Genomic DNA, 16,100 nt, shown 5'->3' with positions numbered 1-16,100 from the left:
CGGTACTTCGGGGGCCCGGGGTCGCACCCCGCACCCCGGGATCCTGGGGCCTCAACGGTACTTCGGGGGCCCGGGGTCGCACCCCGCACCCCGGGATCCTGGGGCCTCAACGGTACTTCGGGGGCCCGGGGTCGCACCCCGCACCCCGGGACCCTGGGGCCTCAACGGCACTCCGGGGGGCTGGGGCCTCACGACACCCGGGCCCCGGGGGGCTCAACCGCGACCCCGGGGCTCCGGGCCGTTCAAGCGCCCGCCCGGGCCCTCTCAGTCGCGCGCCGACACCGTCGGCCAGTGGGCCTGGAGGGTGCGGACCGTCTCGGCGATGGCCGGTCGGCGTGCCGCTCCGGAGCGCCACAGGGCGTACAGCCGGCGGACGGGCAGCGGGTCGAGCGGTACCTCCACCACCCCTTCGGGAAGCGGGCCCCGGCCGAGACGCGGGACGAGGGCGACGCCGAGACCGGCGGCGACGAGCGCGATGAGGGTCGGGTTCTCCTCGGCCTGGTGGACTATGTCCGGCTCGTGGCCCGCCTCGCGCAGGGTGCGGACCAGCCAGTCGTGGCAGACCCGGCCCGGCGGCTGGCAGATCCACCGCTGACCGCCCAGGTCCTCCCGCCGTACGGCGCCCCGCCCGGCGAACGGGTGCCCGGCGGGAACGAGCAGATCGCACAGGTCGTCCCCGATCACCGCCTGCTCCACTCCCGGCGGGGCGGGCAGCGGGGCGATGTCCCAGTCGTGCGCGACGGCCATGTCGACCGCCCCCTTGGCGACCAGGTCGACCGACAGGTGCGGGTCGACCTCCGTCAGCCGGGTGTCCAGGGCCGGGTGCCGCGCGGCCAGATCGGCCAGGACGGCGGGCAGCAGACCGCGGGCCGCCGAGGCGAACGAGGCCACCGTCAGCCGCCCCGCCGGCATCCCCCGGCGCTCCTCCAACTCGGTCTCCGCCCGCTCCACGATCACCAGCAACTCCTGCGCCGTGGAGGCGAGTTGTTCGGCCTGCTCGGTGAGCCGGACACCGCGCCCGCGCCGTTCCAGCAGGACGGTCCTGGTCTCCCGCTCCAGCTTCGCGATCTGCTGGGACACGGCGGACGGGGTGTAGCCGAGGGCGGCCGCGGCGGCGCCGACCGTGCCGTGCACCGACACGGCGTGCAGGGCGCGCAGGCGCTGGAGATCGAGCATGGGGCCTCCCGGGGGCGCGGTTTCGCTCGCGCTCCAGCTTACGTAAGCATTGCTTCATCCATCCCTGCAGATATTCGCGCTGGTGCTACATGGTGAGGGCGACGGATGCTCGACGCATGCGACCCACCCACATCAGCCTCGCCGTTCTCGTCGCCGCCGTCTGGGGCGTGAACTTCACCGTGATCGAGGTCGGACTCGACCACTTCCCGCCCCTCCTCTTCTCGGCCCTGCGCTTCCTGGTGGCGGCCCTGCCCGCGGTGTTCTTCGTGGGCCGCCCCAAGGTGGCCTGGAAGTGGATCGTGTCGGTCGGACTCGCCCTCGGCGTCGCTAAGTTCGGGCTGCTCTTCATCGGCATGGACGCCGGGATGCCCGCCGGTCTGTCCTCCCTGGTGCTCCAGATCCAGGCGGTGTTCACGGCGCTCATCGCCTTCGCCTTCCTCGGCGAACGCCCCACCCGTGTCCGGCTGGCGGGCATGGCGGTGGCCCTGTGTGGAGTGGGCCTGGCCGCCGTGGACGAGGGCACGGCCGGTCCGCTCGGCGCCTTCGCCCTGGTCATCGCGGCGGCGGCCTGCTGGGGCCTGTCGAACGTCCTCACCCGTAAGGCGTCCCCGCCCGACCCCCTGAACTTCATGGTGTGGGTGAGCACCGTCCCCGTCCTCCCGCTGCTCGGTCTGTCCCTGCTCACCGAGGGCCCGTCCCGCGACCTCGACGCCCTGCGCGCCCTGGACTGGCAGGGCGCGGCCGTGGTCGGTTACGTCGCCTGGGTCACGACCGTCTTCGGCTTCGGCGCCTGGGGCTGGCTGCTGCACCGGCACCCCGCGTCCACCGTCGCGCCCTTCTCGCTGCTCGTCCCGGTCTTCGGGATGTCGTCGGCGGCGCTGTTCCTGCACGAGTCGATCAGCCCGCTGCGCTGGGCGGCGGCGGCCCTGCTGGTCGGCGGGGTGGCGCTCACCTCGCGGACGCCACGCAAGGTCCAGCCGGCGGACGTTCCGGCGCCGGAGCGGGCCGGGGCGCCAGCATGACCCCATGGCCGTTGTCGACATCCCCGGTTCCAAGTCCATCACCGCCCGCGCGCTCTTCCTGGCCGCGGCGGCCGACGGGGTCACCCGCCTCGTCCGCCCGCTCCGCTCGGACGACACCGAGGGCTTCGCGGAGGGCCTGACCCGGCTCGGCTACCGCGTCGGCCGGACCCCGGACAGCTGGCACATCGACGGCCGTCCGCAGGGTCCGGCGGTGTCGCGGGCCGACGTGTACTGCCGGGACGGCGCCACCACGGCCCGTTTCCTGCCGACGCTCGCCGCCGCGGGCCACGGCACCTACCGCTTCGACGCCTCCGCCCAGATGCGCAGGCGCCCGCTGGGCCCCCTGTCGAAGGCGCTGCGCGACCTGGGAGTGGACCTGCGGCACGAGGAGGCGGAGGGCCACCACCCGCTGCGTATCGAGGCGTCCGGGGTGGAGGGCGGCACGGTCACCCTCGACGCCGGCCAGTCGTCCCAGTACCTCACCGCCCTGCTCCTGCTCGGCCCGCTGACCCGCGAGGGCCTGCGCGTCGAGGTCACCGACCTCGTCTCCGCCCCGTACGTCGGTATCACCATCGCGATGATGCGCGCGTTCGGGGCGGACGTACGGGTGGAGGGCGACGTCTTCGGGGTGGCGCCCGGCGGCTACCGGGCCACCACCTACCCGGTCGAGCCCGACGCCTCCACCGCGAGCTACTTCTTCGCGGCGGCGGCCCTGACCGGCCGCGAGGTCACCGTCCGCGGCCTCGGCGCGCGGGCCCTCCAGGGCGATCTGGGCTTCGTGGACGTCCTGCGCCGGATGGGCGCGCACGTGGAGACCGGGTCCGACCGCACGACCGTGCGGGGCACCGGTGAACTGCGCGGCCTCACCGTCAACATGCGGGACATCTCCGACACCATGCCGACGCTCGCCGCCCTCGCGCCCTTCGCCTCCGGCCCTGTCCGCATCGAGGACGTCGCCAACACCCGGGTCAAGGAGTGCGACCGTCTCGAGGCCTGCGCGGAGAACCTCCGGCGGCTCGGCGTCCGGGTGGAGACCGGCCCCGACTGGATCGAGATCCACCCGGGCGTCCCCTCCCCGGCCGAGATCAGGACGTACGGCGACCACCGCGTCGTGATGGCCTTCGCGGTGACCTCGCTGCGCACCCCGGGCATGCGCTTCGACGACCCGGGATGCGTGCGCAAGACGTTCCCGGCCTTCCACGAGGTGTTCGGGGCGTGGGCCGCCGCCGGAGCCGCCGGGGAGGACGGCTGAACCGGACCGGTGAGCGCCGCGGGCGTCTTGTCGCGGACACCGAGGGCGGCTAACTTCCCGACGGACAGCGCCAACCGCGCCTGCGACCCGACTGGGAAAGCGGTCCACACATGTCCTCCGAGGCCTCCGTCGTCACACTCGCCGTCGTCGGTGCCGGGGACCGGGGGACCGGTCACGCGCGCTGGGCCCTGAGGCACCCGGAGCGGGCCCGGGTGGTGGCCGTGGCCGAACCCCGGGAGGCCCGGCGCGACCGGTTCGCGGCCGCCCACGCCCTGGAGCCGGACGCGGCGGTGGACGACTGGCGGGTGCTGGCCGCCCGGGGCCGGATCGCGGACGCGGTGCTGATCTGCACCATGGACCGCGAACACCTGGAACCGGTACTGGAGTTCGCGGCCCTCGGCTACCACATCCTGCTGGAGAAGCCGATGGCCCTGACCGAGGACGAGTGCCTGCGGATCGTCGACGCGGTGGAGAAGGCCGGGGTGACCCTCGCGGTCGGGCACGTCCTGCGCTACACCCGGTACTCCCGCGCGGTGAAGGAGGTCGTGGACTCCGGCAGGATCGGGGAGGTCGTCAATGTCCAGCACCTGGAACCCGTCGGCTTCTGGCACCAGGCCCACTCCTTCGTCCGCGGCAACTGGGGCCGTACGGACCGGGCGACGTCCATGCTGATGGCCAAGTCCTGCCACGACATCGACTGGTTGCAGTACATCCTCGGGCAACCCCCCGTCCGCGTATCCAGTTTCGGACGCCTCTCGCACTTCCGGCCCGAGAACAGGCCCGAGGGCGCCGCCGACCGCTGCCTGGACTGCGCGGTGGAGAACACCTGCCCGTACTCGGCCCGGCGCGAGTACGGCGACCGGCTCGCCCGCGGCGAGCACCACTGGCCGCTCAGCGTGCTGGTCGACGACTTCACCCCCGAGGCGCTGGAGACCGCCCTCCGCGAGGGCCCGTACGGGCGCTGCGTGTACGCCTGCGACAACGACGTGGTCGACCACCAGGTGGTGTCGATGGAGTTCGCCTCCGGGGCCACCGCCACCTTCACCATGACGGCCTTCACCGAACAGGCCGACCGCCGGACCCGGATCTTCGGGACCCGCGGCGAACTGCGCGGCGACGGCGAGAACGTGAGCGTCTACGACTTCCTGACCCGCACCGAGGAGACCGTCGACCTCGCCGCCGCGGGCGCCATGGACGCGGCGGGCGGCCACGGCGGGGGTGACGCCGGTCTGATGGACGCGTTCGTCGCCGCCGTCGCCACCGGGAACCCCGGCCTGGTGAAGTCCGGCCCGCGGGAGTCCCTCACCAGCCATCTCACCGTCCTGGCCGCCGAACGCGCCCGGCACGCGGGCACCGTCGAGGACGTATGACCGCTGGACACGCGCCGCCCCGGCCCCATAGGAATCGCAGCGGACACATACGGGCGGCGAAGGGTACGGGGCGTTGGGTTTCCAGCTGAAGGGGCCGGTGCTCGAAGGCGAGCTCGTACGGCTGGAACCGCTCGGCCACCGGCACACGGCCGACCTCGCCGAAGCCGCGGAGGAAGGCCGGGACTCCTACGCGTTCACCTGGGTGCCCCGGGCCGACGAGGTCGGGGACTACGTCGACGCGCAGCTCGCCCGCGCCGGGACCGGCATGCTCGCGCCCTACGCCCAGGTGTCCCTGGCCTCCGGACGGGCGGTCGGCGCCACGGCGTACTGGGAGCCGCGGTGCTGGCGTTCGGAGGACCGGCTCGACGCCGTCGAGGTCGGGTTCACCTGGCTCGCCTCCTCCGCGCAGGGCACGGGATTGAACGCGGAGTCGAAGTTCCTGCTCTTCCGGCACGCCTTCGAGGAGTGGGGCGTCTCCCGCGTGGACCTGAAGACCGATGCCCGCAACTCCCGCTCCCGCGCCGCGATCGAGCGCACCGGTGCCCGCCCGGAAGGCGTCCTGCGCAACTGGTCCCGCTCCTGGGCGCCGGGCGAGGACGGTCTGCTGCGCGACTCCGCGATCTATTCGGTGACGGCGGCGGAGTGGCCCGAGTGCCGGGACCGGCTGGCCGCGAGGGTACGACGAGCGGTCCGTGCGGCCGCGGAGACGGTCGGCTGGACAGGCCCCGCGGCGACCCCCCGCCCCGGCGCCCACCCGGCCAACTCGGTTGTCGTGGCGCCCGGTTCCGCTCCCCCCGTTCCACCACGAGAGATGGACTGGACCGAAAGGCCGACGATCGGAAACGATCAGCCCATGACCTCGCACGAACCCGATGGCGGCGCCGGAGCCCCGCGCGCCTTCCTTATCCTGCACGGCTGGCGGAACCACCGCCCGGAGGGCCACTGGCAGCACTGGCTCGCCGGCCGGCTCGGCGAGCTGGGCCAGCACGTCGTCTATCCGCAACTGCCGGACCCCGACGACCCGGACCTGGACGTGTGGCTGGCGGAAGTGGCCCGCCATCTGGGCGCGTTGACCGGTTCCGAGCGCGTGGTCGTCGCCCACAGCGCCTCGGCCGTGCTGTGGCTGCACGCCGTCGCCCGCCGGCTGCCGGGTGCGGCCGGCGTCGACCGGGTGCTGCTCGTCGCCCCGCCGTCCGCATCCGTCCTCGCGGAGCTGCCGGAGGTCGCCGGATTCGCCCTGTCCGAGCTGGACTTCACGCTCCCCGGGCACACCCGGCTGGTCGCCGGCGACGACGACCCGTACTGCCCCGAGGGTGCCGACACCGTGTACGGCGACCCCCTGGGCGTACGGACCCGGATCCTGCCCGGAGCCGGGCATCTCGACATGAACGCGGGCTACGGTCCCTGGCCCGCCGTGCTCGACTGGTGTCTGGACGGGACGGCCGAGCTCACCGCCCGCGCGGGGTAGTGTGCCGGCCCGTCCGCTGGTCCCGCGGCTCGAAGAGGGAGTCGGTGCGCGGGGGGTGCGTGGGGCGCTCGGGCAGGGCGATACCGGTGCGGCGCCGACGCGGGGTGGTCCGGCTCCAGTCCCCGTCACCGAGGACGAGCTGGGGGTCGAACATCACCACGACTCCGGCCAGGATCAGGAAGACGACCGGCCCGATGAGCATGGGGAGCAGGATCGAGGGCGGCGACGCGTTGCCGTACATCCCGGTGCTGTACGACGCGTCGGTGGCGCCGCGCAGACGTACTCCGACGGCGGCCATGCCGGTGTAGTGCATGCCGGTCAGCGCGACGCCCATGAGGAGGCTGGCGCCCAGGGCGGCCGGGAAACCCCGGTAGGAGGCGGCGGCCCAGAGGGCGGCGATCGCGGCGGCGACCGCGATCAGCACGGAGGCCCCGACCGTGAGCGAGTCGTACTCCAGGGACCCGTTCAGATGGATCGCCGCCATGCCCAGGTAGTGCATGGCGGCCACGCCGAGCCCGGTGAAGATCCCGGCGGCGGTCAGGGTGGCGTTGGTGGCTCCGCGATATCCCACGGCGAAGACACCGATGCCGACGACCACGATCGCCACGACGAGACTGAGCGCCGTCAGGCGGGTGTCGTAGTCGATCTGGATCCCCTGGATCCGGAAGCCGACCATCGCGACGAAGTGCATGGTCCAGATGCCGCAGCCGATGGTCACCGCCCCGAGGGCCAGCCAACCCGGCTTCCGCGACTGCTGGTTGTTCAGGGAACGGACGACGCAGCGCAGCCCCAGAGCGCCGCCCAGACAGGCGACGAGATAGGAGACCACCGGAGTCACCATCCCGTATCCGAAGCCGTCCACGGTGCCTTGCATATATGCCAACTCCCCCTGAGAACGGGCTACTTGGGGGAGCAGGGTCCCGCGCGCAGGTTGCGCGAGCGGTCACTTACGGTAGGTATTTGAGTTAACTCTGTGATGCGGCTTCGCTCAACGGGCGGACGAGCTGTTCACATCGCGGGACAGGCGCCCGCCTCCCCGTGTCCCGGTGGACGCCCGTCCCGGCCCGTCGGCGGGCGTCCGGTCCGTGTCACTCGGAGCCGGCGCGCAGGCCCAACCGCCAGTCCTGGCCCACCAGATCGGCGCCGAACGACCGGTGCGGCTTCTCGGCGACCAGGGCGAAGCCGTGGCGCTGGTAGATGCGGCGGGCGGCGGCCAGGACGTCGTTGGTCCACAGGACGAGCTCGTGATAGCCGACACCGCGCGCGAAGTCGGTGACGGCCCCGACGAGACGGTCACCGACGCCGAGACCCCGCGCCTCCGGCTCGACGAGCAGCAGCCTCAGGCGGGCCGTGCCGGGAGCGTCGTCCCGTACGCACATCACGCATCCGACGGGCCGTCCGTCGAGTTCGGCGATCCACACCCGCTCCAGGTGCGGGTCGTGATCCTCGGCGAAGTCGGCGACGATCCTCGCGACCAGGCCCTCGTAGTCGGTGTTCCAGCCGTACTCGGCCGCGTACAGCGCCGCGTTGCGCTGCACGATCCAGCCGAGGTCGCCGGGGCCCGGTTCGCGCAGGGCGACATCCTCGCGGCGGGGCGCGGCCCGCCCGTCGCCCAGGAGTGTCCGCACCGTGCGCAGCGCCTCCGCGAGCCGCGGCCGGTCGGCGGGGGCCACGGTCTCCAGCAGGGAACCCACGGTCTGGCGCGCCCGCTCGTCGAGCAGGGCGGCGGCCTCCCGGCCGCGCGCGGTGAGCGTGATCCGCCGGCGCCGCGGGTCCTTCTCGGACGCGGCGCGCTCGACCAGCCCGTCCTGCTCGAACTTGTTCAGGATGCGGCTCAAGTAGCCCGAATCCAGCGAGAGTTCGGTCCGCAGGTCGGCGGCGTCCGCCTGGGGTGTGTGCGCCAGCTCGTAGAGGACGCGGGACTCGGTCAGCGTGTACGGCGCGTAGAGATGGCGGCCGTAGTCGAGCGCGCCGATGACGTTCGTGTAGAAGCGGTTGAAGGAGCGGATGTCCTGGATGGTCATGATCGGCCCCCGGGGTTGGCTGTGTCCACGGTTGCGGTCGGCCTGCTCTCCACTGGGATACCTGACCCAGTCAGAGATAATCGCCACCCCGAGCATAGAACCGCCGGGCCTCTCGGGCCTACCCTCCCGGCGCCGGGTCCCTCGTGCCGGCGTCACCGGGGCCGCTTCGGTGGGGGGTCGGGGCCGCGCCGGTACATCCGCCCGCATCCGAACGGATCCCAGCGGCGTTTCGGGGTGTGGGTGGGTTGTGATCCGTCCGGCTGCGGGCATTCGATGTACCGGCACGTCCCCTCACGCCGGATCCCGGCTGCGAGTGCGTCGTGGTGGCCCACCATTTCCCCGGGCCGGGGAAGAGCCAACCCCTCCGGCGTTTGAGGAGCGGGGTCTGGGGGCGGAGCCCCAGGGGTGATGGGGGTCCCCTGGTCGAGCGAAGCCGAGACCTTGGGGGAGGGTCGGGGCGGAGGGGGAGGGAAAAGGCTGATCCCTGGGAGCCTCGGAACCCCCAGAACCCGGCCCCCGGGAGACACCTCGCGGCAGTGGGTCCAGGCCCAGGGGAGTCCAGGGGGAGTCCGGGAAAGAGAGGTCAGTCCCGGGGAGCCCCGGTGGAACCCCGAACCATCAGTTCGCCCCGCACCGTCGCGATCCCGCCCGGCGGCGGCTCCTCGCGGCCCATGGCGATGCGGCCGGCGCGGGCGCCCGCCTCGGAGAGCGGCAGCCGTACGGTCGTGAGGGCGGGCACGGCGTCGATGCTGAACGGCAGATCGTCGAAGCCCGCGACGGACACGTCGTCCGGGATGCGGAGTCCGGAGTCGCGCAGGGCGGCGCACGCGCCCAGCGCCACGGTGTCGTTCGCGGCCACGACAGCCGTCAACGACGGGTCACGCCTGAGGAGTTCGAGCGTCGCCTCGTAACCGGAGCGGCGGTCGTAGCGGCCGTGCACGGTGCGCCGCGGGTCGTCCTCGACGCCGTGCGCGTCGAGCGCCGCGCGGTGGCCCTCCAGCCGGTGGCGGGTCGTCGTGCGCTCCTCGGGGCCCGCGATGTAGCCGAGCCGCCGGTGACCGAGGCCGATCAGATGCTCGGTGAGCTGTCTGCCGCCGCCCCGGTTGTCGAAGGTCAGCGCGATCGCCTCGGGCGCCTCGGGCGCGGGCGGCCGTCCGCACAGCACGACCCGGGTGCCCGCCTCCGTCAGCCGGCGCAGCTTCGCGGCGACGGCGGCGGCATGGGCGGTGTCCTCTATGGCCCCGCCGGTGAGCACGACCGCGGCGGCGCGTTGGCGCTGAAGGAGCGTGAGATAGGTGAGCTCGCGCTCCGGGGAGCCGCCGGTGTTGCACACGACGCCGAGCCGCTCCCCGCCCGCGCGCCCCCCGGGGCCGCCGATCTCGGACTGGATCGCCGCCGCCATGATTCCGAAGAAGGGGTCGGCGATGTCGTTGACCAGGATCCCGACGAGGTCGGAGGTCGCCGCGGCCAGCGAGCTCGCGGGCCCGTTCAGCACGTAGTCCAGCTCGTCCACCGCGCGCAGCACCCGCTCACGCGTGGAGGAGGCCACGGGATAGTTCCCGTTCAGCACGCGCGACACCGTCGCGGGAGAGACCTGCGCGCGGGCCGCCACGTCCGCCAGGGTCACCGTCATCTCGTCGTCCTCCGGTCGCGCGTTTCGTCGTACCACTTCGTACGTCTCGTACGTCGTCGTGCCTGGTCATATCTCGTCGTACGGCGTCGAACACGGAGTCGAAGGCCGAGTGCGCCGCTTCCTGTGGGCAGGGTCCGTGCAGACCATACGGCCAACAACCCCCGTTGTTCGCCCCCTCGAACAACTCGACTTCGCGGTGGTCTTGTCCAGACCGCTGCACAGAGGCTAGCTTCTCAAGGGATAGAAAGCGCTTGCTGTCACGCTCACCTGTGAGCGCGCTCGGCGCCTGACGCGTACGAAGGGAATGACGTGACACGCAAGACGGTGCGGATCGCCATGAACGGCGTGACGGGACGCATGGGCTACCGCCAGCATCTGGTCCGCTCGATCCTCGCCCTGCGCGACCAGGGCGGTCTCGACCTCGGCGACGGCACCGTGCTGTGGCCCGAGCCCGTCCTCGTCGGCCGCCGGGAGCACGCCCTGAAGGCGCTCGCCGAGCGGCACGGCCTCGACCACTGGTCGACCGACCTGGACGCGGTGCTCGCCGATCCGTCCGTCGACCTCTACTTCGACGCCCAGGTGACGTCGGCCCGCGAGGAGGCCCTGAGAAAGGCCGTCGCCGCGGGCAAGCACATCTACACCGAGAAGCCCACCGCCACGGGTCTCGACGGAGCGCTCGAACTGGCCCGCCTCGCGCACGCCGCCGGCATCAAGCACGGCGTCGTCCAGGACAAGCTCTTCCTCCCCGGCCTGCTCAAGCTGAAGCGGCTCGTCGACGGCGGCTTCTTCGGGCGGATCCTGTCCGTCCGCGGGGAGTTCGGCTACTGGGTCTTCGAGGGCGACTGGCAGCAGGCCCAGCGGCCCTCCTGGAACTACCGCGCCGAGGACGGCGGCGGCATCGTCGTCGACATGTTCCCGCACTGGGAGTACGTCCTGCACGAGCTGTTCGGCCGCGTCACCTCCGTGCAGGCGCTCACCGCCACGCACATCCCGCAGCGCTGGGACGAACGGGACAAGCCCTACGACGCCACGGCCGACGACGCCGCCTACGGCATCTTCGAGCTGGAGGGCGGCGCGGTCGCCCAGATCAACTCCTCCTGGGCCGTGCGCGTCAACCGCGACGAACTGGTCGAGTTCCAGGTCGACGGCACCGAGGGATCGGCCGTCGCCGGCCTCCGCAACTGCCGTGTCCAGCACCGAAGTTCCACCCCCAAGCCGGTCTGGAACCCGGACATCCCGGCCACCTACTCCTTCCGCGACCAGTGGCAGGAGGTCCCCGACAACGCCGAGTTCGACAACGGCTTCAAGGCCCAGTGGGAGCTGTTCCTGCGGCACGTCTACGCCGACGCCCCTTACCGCTGGGACCTCCTCGCAGGCGCCCGGGGCGTCCAACTCGCCGAGCTGGGCCTGAAATCCTCGGCCGAGGGCCGCCGCCTCGATGTGCCGGAGATCGCGCTGTGACCATCCGACTCCCGGGTGCCGACGGCCGGTTGCGGTCCTACGAGCCGCGCAACGAGCCCCTCGGCCTCCTCCCCGCCGGCGAACCCCTCGCCTCCCGTACGGTCTTCTCGGCCGCGCACGTCGTCGCCGACCCGTACGCGGACGTCTCGCCCGATACGCCCGCCGCCGTCGACTGGGACGCCACGCTCGCCTTCCGGCGCCATCTGTGGTCGCACGGCCTCGGTGTCGCCGAGGCGATGGACACCGCCCAGCGCGGGATGGGCCTGGACTGGGCCGGGGCGGCCGAACTGATCCGGCGGTCCTCAGCCGAGGCCAGGGCCGTCGGCGGCAGGATCGCCTGCGGCGTCGGCACGGACCAGCTCACGGCCCCGGCCACGCTCCACGAGGTGCGGAGCGCCTACGAGGAACAGCTCGCCCTCGTCGAGGAGTCGGGCGCGCAGGCGATCCTGATGGCCTCCCGCGCGCTCGCCGCGACCGCCGCCGGACCCGAGGACTACCTCGACGTCTACGGCCACCTCCTGCGCCAGGCCGTCGACCCGGTGATCCTGCACTGGCTGGGCCCGATGTTCGATCCGGCCCTGGAGGGCTACTGGGGATCGGGCGACCTGGACGCGGCCACGGAGGTGTTCCTGCAGGTGATCACCGCACACCCCGACAAGGTGGACGGAATCAAGGTCTCCCTGCTGGACGCCCGCCGCGAGGTCGAACTGCGCCGCCGCCTCCCGGACGGCGTCCGCTGCTACACCGGCGACGACTTCAACTACCCCGAGCTGATCGCCGGGGACGAGCTGGGCTTCAGCCACGCGCTGCTCGGCATCTTCGACCCGCTCGGCCCGCTCGCCGCGCGGGCCGTACGCGTCCTGGACACCGGAGACGTCAAGGGCTTCCGCGAACTCCTCGATCCCACCGTCGAGTTGTCCCGGCACCTCTTCCAGCCCCCGACCCGCTTCTACAAGACGGGTGTCGTCCTGCTGGCCTGGCTCGCGGGCCACCAGGAGCACTTCGCGATGGTGGGCGGACTCCAGTCGGCGCGCTCCCTGCCGCACCTCGCGCGCGCCTACGAACTGGCCGACGGGCTGGGCCTGTTCCCGGACCCGGAACGCGCCGAGACCCGTATGAAGACCCTGCTCGCCCTGTACGGAGTGACCTCATGAGCGGCCTGGCCCGGTTCTCCGTCAACCAGATGACGGTCAAACAGCTCTCGATGCCCGAACTGGTCGACGCCTGCCTGGAGATGGGGATCCCGGGCGTCGGGCTCTGGCGCGAACCCGTGCGGTCCCACGGCCTCGACGCCACCGCGAGACTCGTCCACGACGCGGGCCTGGCCGTCACCACCCTGTGCCGGGGCGGCTTCCTCACCGCGATCGACCCGGGGGAGCGCAAGCTCGCCCTGGACGACAACCGGGCGGCCGTCGACGAGGCCGCGACCCTCGGCACCGACACCCTCGTCCTGGTCTCCGGCGGCCTGCCGGCCGGCTCGAAGGACCTGCACGGCGCCCGTGAGCGCATCGCCGACGCGCTCGCCGAGCTGGGCCCGTACGCCGCCTCCCGCGGCGTGCGGCTTGCCGTCGAACCGCTCCATCCGATGTACGCCGCCGACCGCTGTGTGGTCTCCACACTGGCCCAGGCACTGGACCTCGCGGAGCGCTTCCCCGCGGACCAGGTGGGCGTCACCGTCGACACGTACCACCTCTGGTGGGACGACACGGCCCCCGCCCAGATCGCCCGCGCCGGGGCAGGCGGCCGCATCCACACCTTCCAGCTCGCCGACTGGACCACCCCGCTGCCCGAGGGCGTCCTCAACGGCCGCGGCCAGCTCGGCGACGGCTCGATCGACCTGCGGGCGTGGCGGGGTCTGGTCGAGGCGGCCGGATACACCGGACCCATCGAGGTCGAACTCTTCAACGACGCGCTGTGGCTACGGGACGGGCGCGAGGTGCTGGCCGAGACGGCGGCCCGGTTCCTGGAGCACGCCGGATAAAAAATCTTCCGAAGTCCGTGCAACCCTTCCCCGGCCTCGCGGGTCATACGTGGCATCAGGACCTTTGGAGGGGGATCCGGGGGGATCGCGGGGGTTCTGATACGGAGGGGAAATCCGAGGGGCCCGGTCGACGGACCGGGCCCCTCGAAGACTTTTCGCGGGACCCCTGCCGGGTGAGTTGTCCACAGCGCCGGAGCGCTGTCGGAGGCGGGCGGTACCGTCGGATCATGACCGATCAGGCGGGGGCCGCCCAGACGGGCGAGCGGCGACTGGCCACGCTGGAAGGCGTGCTCGAACGCATCACGTACGCCAACGAGGAGAACGGATACACGGTCGCCCGGGTCGACACCGGCCGTGGCGCCGGCGATCTGCTCACCGTCGTCGGCGCGCTTCTCGGCGCCCAGGTCGGCGAGTCCCTGCGCATGGAGGGCCGCTGGGGCTCCCATCCGCAGTACGGCAAGCAGTTCACGGTGGAGAACTACACGACGTTGCTCCCGGCCACCGTCCAGGGAATCCGTCGTTATCTCGGATCCGGCCTGGTCAAGGGCATCGGCCCGGTCTTCGCCGACCGCATCACCCAGCACTTCGGCCTTGACACCCTGCGGATCATCGAGGAGGAGCCGAAGCGCCTCATCGAGGTCCCGGGACTCGGCCCCAAGCGCACCGGGAAGATCGCCGACGCCTGGGAGGAGCAGAAGGCGATCAAGGAGGTCATGCTCTTCCTGCAGACCGTCGAGGTGTCCACCTCCATCGCGGTCCGCATCTACAAGAAGTACGGCGACGCCTCGATCTCGGTCGTGAAGAACCAGCCCTACCGCCTGGCGTCCGACGTCTGGGGCATCGGCTTCCTCACCGCAGACAAGATCGCCCAGTCCGTAGGCATCCCGCACGACAGCCCCGAGCGCGTCAAGGCCGGCCTTCAGTACGCCCTGTCGCAGTCCACCGACCAGGGCCACTGCTACCTCCCCGAGGAGCGGCTGATCGCGGACGCCGTGAAGCTGCTCCAGGTCGACACGGGCCTGGTCATCGAGTGCCTGGCGGAGCTGGCGGCGCCCGCCGAGGAGGGCGAGGATCCCGGTGTCGTACGGGAGCGGGTGCCGGGCCCGGAGGGCGGCGAGCCGGTGACGGCCGTCTACCTGGTCCCCTTCCACCGCGCCGAACTCTCCCTCTCCGCACAGCTGTTGCGCCTGCTGCGCACCGACCGGGACCGGATGCCCGGCTTCCACGACGTGGTCTGGGACAAGGCGCTGGCCTGGCTGAAGGGGCGTACGGGCGCGGACCTGGCCCCCGAGCAGGAGGCGGCGGTCCGGCTCGCGCTCACCGAGAAGGTCGCCGTGCTCACCGGAGGGCCCGGCTGCGGCAAGTCGTTCACGGTCCGCTCGATCGTGGAACTGGCCCGTGCCAAGGGGGCCAAGGTGGTGCTCGCCGCGCCCACCGGCCGTGCCGCCAAGCGGCTCGCCGAGCTGACCGGAGCCGAGGCCTCCACCGTGCACCGGCTCCTGGAGCTCAAGCCGGGCGGCGACGCGGCCTACGACAAGGACCGCCCGCTGGACGCCGACCTGGTCGTCGTGGACGAGGCCTCCATGCTGGACCTCCTCCTCGCCAACAAGCTGGTCAAGGCGGTGCCCCCGGGCGCCCACCTGCTCTTCGTCGGCGATGTCGACCAGCTCCCCAGCGTCGGCGCGGGCGAGGTGCTGCGCGATCTGCTCGCCGACCGCGGCCCGGTCCCGGCGGTGCGCCTCACCAAGGTCTTCCGCCAGGCCCAGCAGTCCGGGGTGGTGACCAACGCGCACCGGATCAACTCCGGGCAGCACCCGCTCACCGACGGCATGAAGGACTTCTTCCTGTTCGTCGAGGACGACACCGAGGAGGCCGGGCGGCTCACCGTGGACGTGGCGGCCCGCCGGATTCCGGCCACATTCGGTCTCGACCCCCGCCGGGACATCCAGGTCCTCGCGCCCATGCACCGGGGCCCGGCCGGCGCGGGCCACCTGAACGGACTGCTCCAGCAGGCCATCACCCCCGGCCGCCCGGACCTCGCCGAGAAGCGGCTCGGCGGCCGTGTCTTCCGGGTCGGCGACAAGGTCACCCAGATCCGCAACAACTACGACAAGGGCGAGAACGGCGTCTTCAACGGCACCGTGGGCGTGGTCACCTCCCTCGATCCGGTCGAACAGCGCCTGACGGTGCGCACGGACGAGGACGAGGAGGTGCCGTACGAATTCGACGAACTGGACGAGCTGGCCCACGCCTACGCGGTGACCATCCACCGCTCCCAGGGCAGCGAGTACCCGGCGGTGGTGATCCCCGTGACCACCGGCGCCTGGATGATGCTCCAGCGCAATCTGCTCTATACGGCGGTCACCCGGGCCAAGAAGCTGGTCGTCCTCGTCGGTTCGCGCAAGGCGATAGGCCAGGCGGTGCGTACGGTGTCCGCGGGACGCCGGTGCACGGCCCTGGACTTCCGGCTGTCCGGCTCGTGAACCACCGGCTCCGCGCGAGGCGAAGGGGCCCGTTCGAGCACTGAACGGGGCCTTTCGGGCGCGGAACGCGGTCCATCACAAAAAATGATCGATCAAACGAGTCATGAAGGTCACAGAGCACTTCCAGATGGGGAACGAACGGGGCAGGATGAGCAGGTTGGCGGCACTGAGTGCCGCCGATAGGCCCAATGGTCGACCCCGAGTGCACTCTCCAGGGCCAAATGGGGGAT

General features: G+C 72.2%; 12 protein-coding genes and 1 pseudogene. 9 read left to right on the top strand and 4 right to left on the bottom strand.

Translation table 11 applies throughout. The features are described from left to right. Window positions 1-264: 264 nt before the first annotated feature. Window positions 265-1,176, bottom strand: a complete 912-nt coding sequence (locus tag ACIQRL_RS05570; RefSeq protein ID WP_401327332.1) for a LysR family transcriptional regulator — start codon at window positions 1,174-1,176, stop codon at window positions 265-267. Between the two features lie 116 nt (window positions 1,177-1,292). Here ACIQRL_RS05570 and ACIQRL_RS05565 point away from each other — a divergent pair, with 116 nt between their 5' ends. The 5 genes and pseudogenes from ACIQRL_RS05565 to ACIQRL_RS05545 all read left to right on the top strand — a co-directional run bounded on the left by ACIQRL_RS05565 (window position 1,293) and on the right by ACIQRL_RS05545 (window position 6,288). After that, window positions 1,293-2,198 carry an EamA family transporter gene (locus tag ACIQRL_RS05565; RefSeq protein ID WP_401327329.1) on the top strand — a complete coding sequence of 302 codons (906 nt, stop codon included), beginning with the start codon at window positions 1,293-1,295 and terminating at the stop codon, window positions 2,196-2,198. Between the two features lie 4 nt (window positions 2,199-2,202). Further along, window positions 2,203-3,450, top strand: a complete 1,248-nt coding sequence (aroA, locus tag ACIQRL_RS05560; RefSeq protein WP_401327326.1) for a 3-phosphoshikimate 1-carboxyvinyltransferase — start codon at window positions 2,203-2,205, stop codon at window positions 3,448-3,450. A 110-nt stretch (window positions 3,451-3,560) separates the two neighbouring features. Next, entirely contained in the window at window positions 3,561-4,820 is a 1,260-nt protein-coding gene (locus ACIQRL_RS05555; RefSeq protein ID WP_401327324.1) for a Gfo/Idh/MocA family protein, read from the top strand. 73 nt (window positions 4,821-4,893) lie between these two features. Further along, window positions 4,894-5,499: pseudogene (locus tag ACIQRL_RS05550) on the top strand (GNAT family N-acetyltransferase); the annotation flags it as partial. 174 nt (window positions 5,500-5,673) lie between these two features. Beyond that, a complete protein-coding gene (locus ACIQRL_RS05545) occupies window positions 5,674-6,288 on the top strand; it encodes an RBBP9/YdeN family alpha/beta hydrolase (RefSeq protein WP_401328119.1) in 615 nt (204 codons plus the stop codon). On the opposite strand, the gene ACIQRL_RS05540 is transcribed toward ACIQRL_RS05545, so the two are convergent. The 3 genes from ACIQRL_RS05540 to ACIQRL_RS05530 form a co-directional block, all read right to left on the bottom strand. Then, complete coding sequence (locus ACIQRL_RS05540; RefSeq protein ID WP_401327322.1) at window positions 6,269-7,162, bottom strand: MHYT domain-containing protein; 894 nt, start codon at window positions 7,160-7,162, stop codon at window positions 6,269-6,271. The genes ACIQRL_RS05545 and ACIQRL_RS05540 overlap by 20 nt on opposite strands. A gap of 214 nt (window positions 7,163-7,376) precedes the next feature. Next, window positions 7,377-8,312, bottom strand: coding sequence for a GNAT family N-acetyltransferase (locus ACIQRL_RS05535; protein WP_401327319.1), 936 nt, complete (start codon window positions 8,310-8,312; stop codon window positions 7,377-7,379). A gap of 583 nt (window positions 8,313-8,895) precedes the next feature. After that, complete coding sequence (locus ACIQRL_RS05530) at window positions 8,896-9,945, bottom strand: LacI family DNA-binding transcriptional regulator (protein WP_401327316.1); 1,050 nt, start codon at window positions 9,943-9,945, stop codon at window positions 8,896-8,898. A gap of 309 nt (window positions 9,946-10,254) precedes the next feature. Between ACIQRL_RS05530 and ACIQRL_RS05525 the strand changes: the two genes are divergently transcribed. The 4 genes from ACIQRL_RS05525 (at window position 10,255) to ACIQRL_RS05510 (ending at window position 15,870) form a co-directional block, all read left to right on the top strand. Continuing rightward, entirely contained in the window at window positions 10,255-11,406 is a 1,152-nt protein-coding gene (locus ACIQRL_RS05525; RefSeq protein WP_401327314.1) for a Gfo/Idh/MocA family protein, read from the top strand. Continuing rightward, the gene (locus ACIQRL_RS05520) at window positions 11,403-12,560 is read left to right on the top strand and encodes a dihydrodipicolinate synthase family protein (protein WP_401327311.1); all 1,158 of its coding nucleotides are present in this window, start codon (window positions 11,403-11,405) and stop codon (window positions 12,558-12,560) included. Before ACIQRL_RS05525 ends, ACIQRL_RS05520 begins: the two co-directional genes overlap by 4 nt. After that, a complete protein-coding gene (locus ACIQRL_RS05515) occupies window positions 12,557-13,387 on the top strand; it encodes a sugar phosphate isomerase/epimerase family protein (RefSeq protein WP_401327308.1) in 831 nt (276 codons plus the stop codon). The genes ACIQRL_RS05520 and ACIQRL_RS05515 overlap by 4 nt, the downstream gene beginning before the upstream one ends. Before the next feature lie 227 nt (window positions 13,388-13,614). Then, window positions 13,615-15,870: an ATP-dependent RecD-like DNA helicase gene (locus ACIQRL_RS05510; RefSeq protein WP_401327306.1), complete on the top strand. Its 2,256-nt coding sequence runs from the start codon at window positions 13,615-13,617 to the stop codon at window positions 15,868-15,870. Window positions 15,871-16,100 lie beyond the last annotated feature (230 nt).

Source organism: Streptomyces sp. NPDC091209 (assembly GCF_044757755.1).
In the GTDB taxonomy this organism is placed as follows: domain Bacteria; phylum Actinomycetota; class Actinomycetes; order Streptomycetales; family Streptomycetaceae; genus Streptomyces.
The sequence above is the reverse complement of the archived record's forward strand: the minus strand, read 5'-3'. Positions and strand labels throughout refer to the sequence as shown.

Excerpts from the sequence above, each read along its gene's own strand:
- ACIQRL_RS05570 (WP_401327332.1), bottom strand. The coding sequence starts at position 1,176 with ATGCTCGATCTCCAGCGCCTGCGCGCCCTGCACGCCGTGTCGGTGCAC.
- ACIQRL_RS05515 (WP_401327308.1), top strand. The coding sequence starts at position 12,557 with ATGAGCGGCCTGGCCCGGTTCTCCGTCAACCAGATGACGGTCAAACAG.
- ACIQRL_RS05555 (WP_401327324.1), top strand. The coding sequence starts at position 3,561 with ATGTCCTCCGAGGCCTCCGTCGTCACACTCGCCGTCGTCGGTGCCGGG.
- ACIQRL_RS05510 (WP_401327306.1), top strand. The coding sequence starts at position 13,615 with ATGACCGATCAGGCGGGGGCCGCCCAGACGGGCGAGCGGCGACTGGCC.
- aroA (WP_401327326.1), top strand. The coding sequence starts at position 2,203 with ATGGCCGTTGTCGACATCCCCGGTTCCAAGTCCATCACCGCCCGCGCG.
- ACIQRL_RS05545 (WP_401328119.1), top strand. The coding sequence starts at position 5,674 with ATGACCTCGCACGAACCCGATGGCGGCGCCGGAGCCCCGCGCGCCTTC.
- ACIQRL_RS05530 (WP_401327316.1), bottom strand. The coding sequence starts at position 9,945 with ATGACGGTGACCCTGGCGGACGTGGCGGCCCGCGCGCAGGTCTCTCCC.
- ACIQRL_RS05540 (WP_401327322.1), bottom strand. The coding sequence starts at position 7,162 with ATGCAAGGCACCGTGGACGGCTTCGGATACGGGATGGTGACTCCGGTG.
- ACIQRL_RS05565 (WP_401327329.1), top strand. The coding sequence starts at position 1,293 with ATGCGACCCACCCACATCAGCCTCGCCGTTCTCGTCGCCGCCGTCTGG.
- ACIQRL_RS05535 (WP_401327319.1), bottom strand. The coding sequence starts at position 8,312 with ATGACCATCCAGGACATCCGCTCCTTCAACCGCTTCTACACGAACGTC.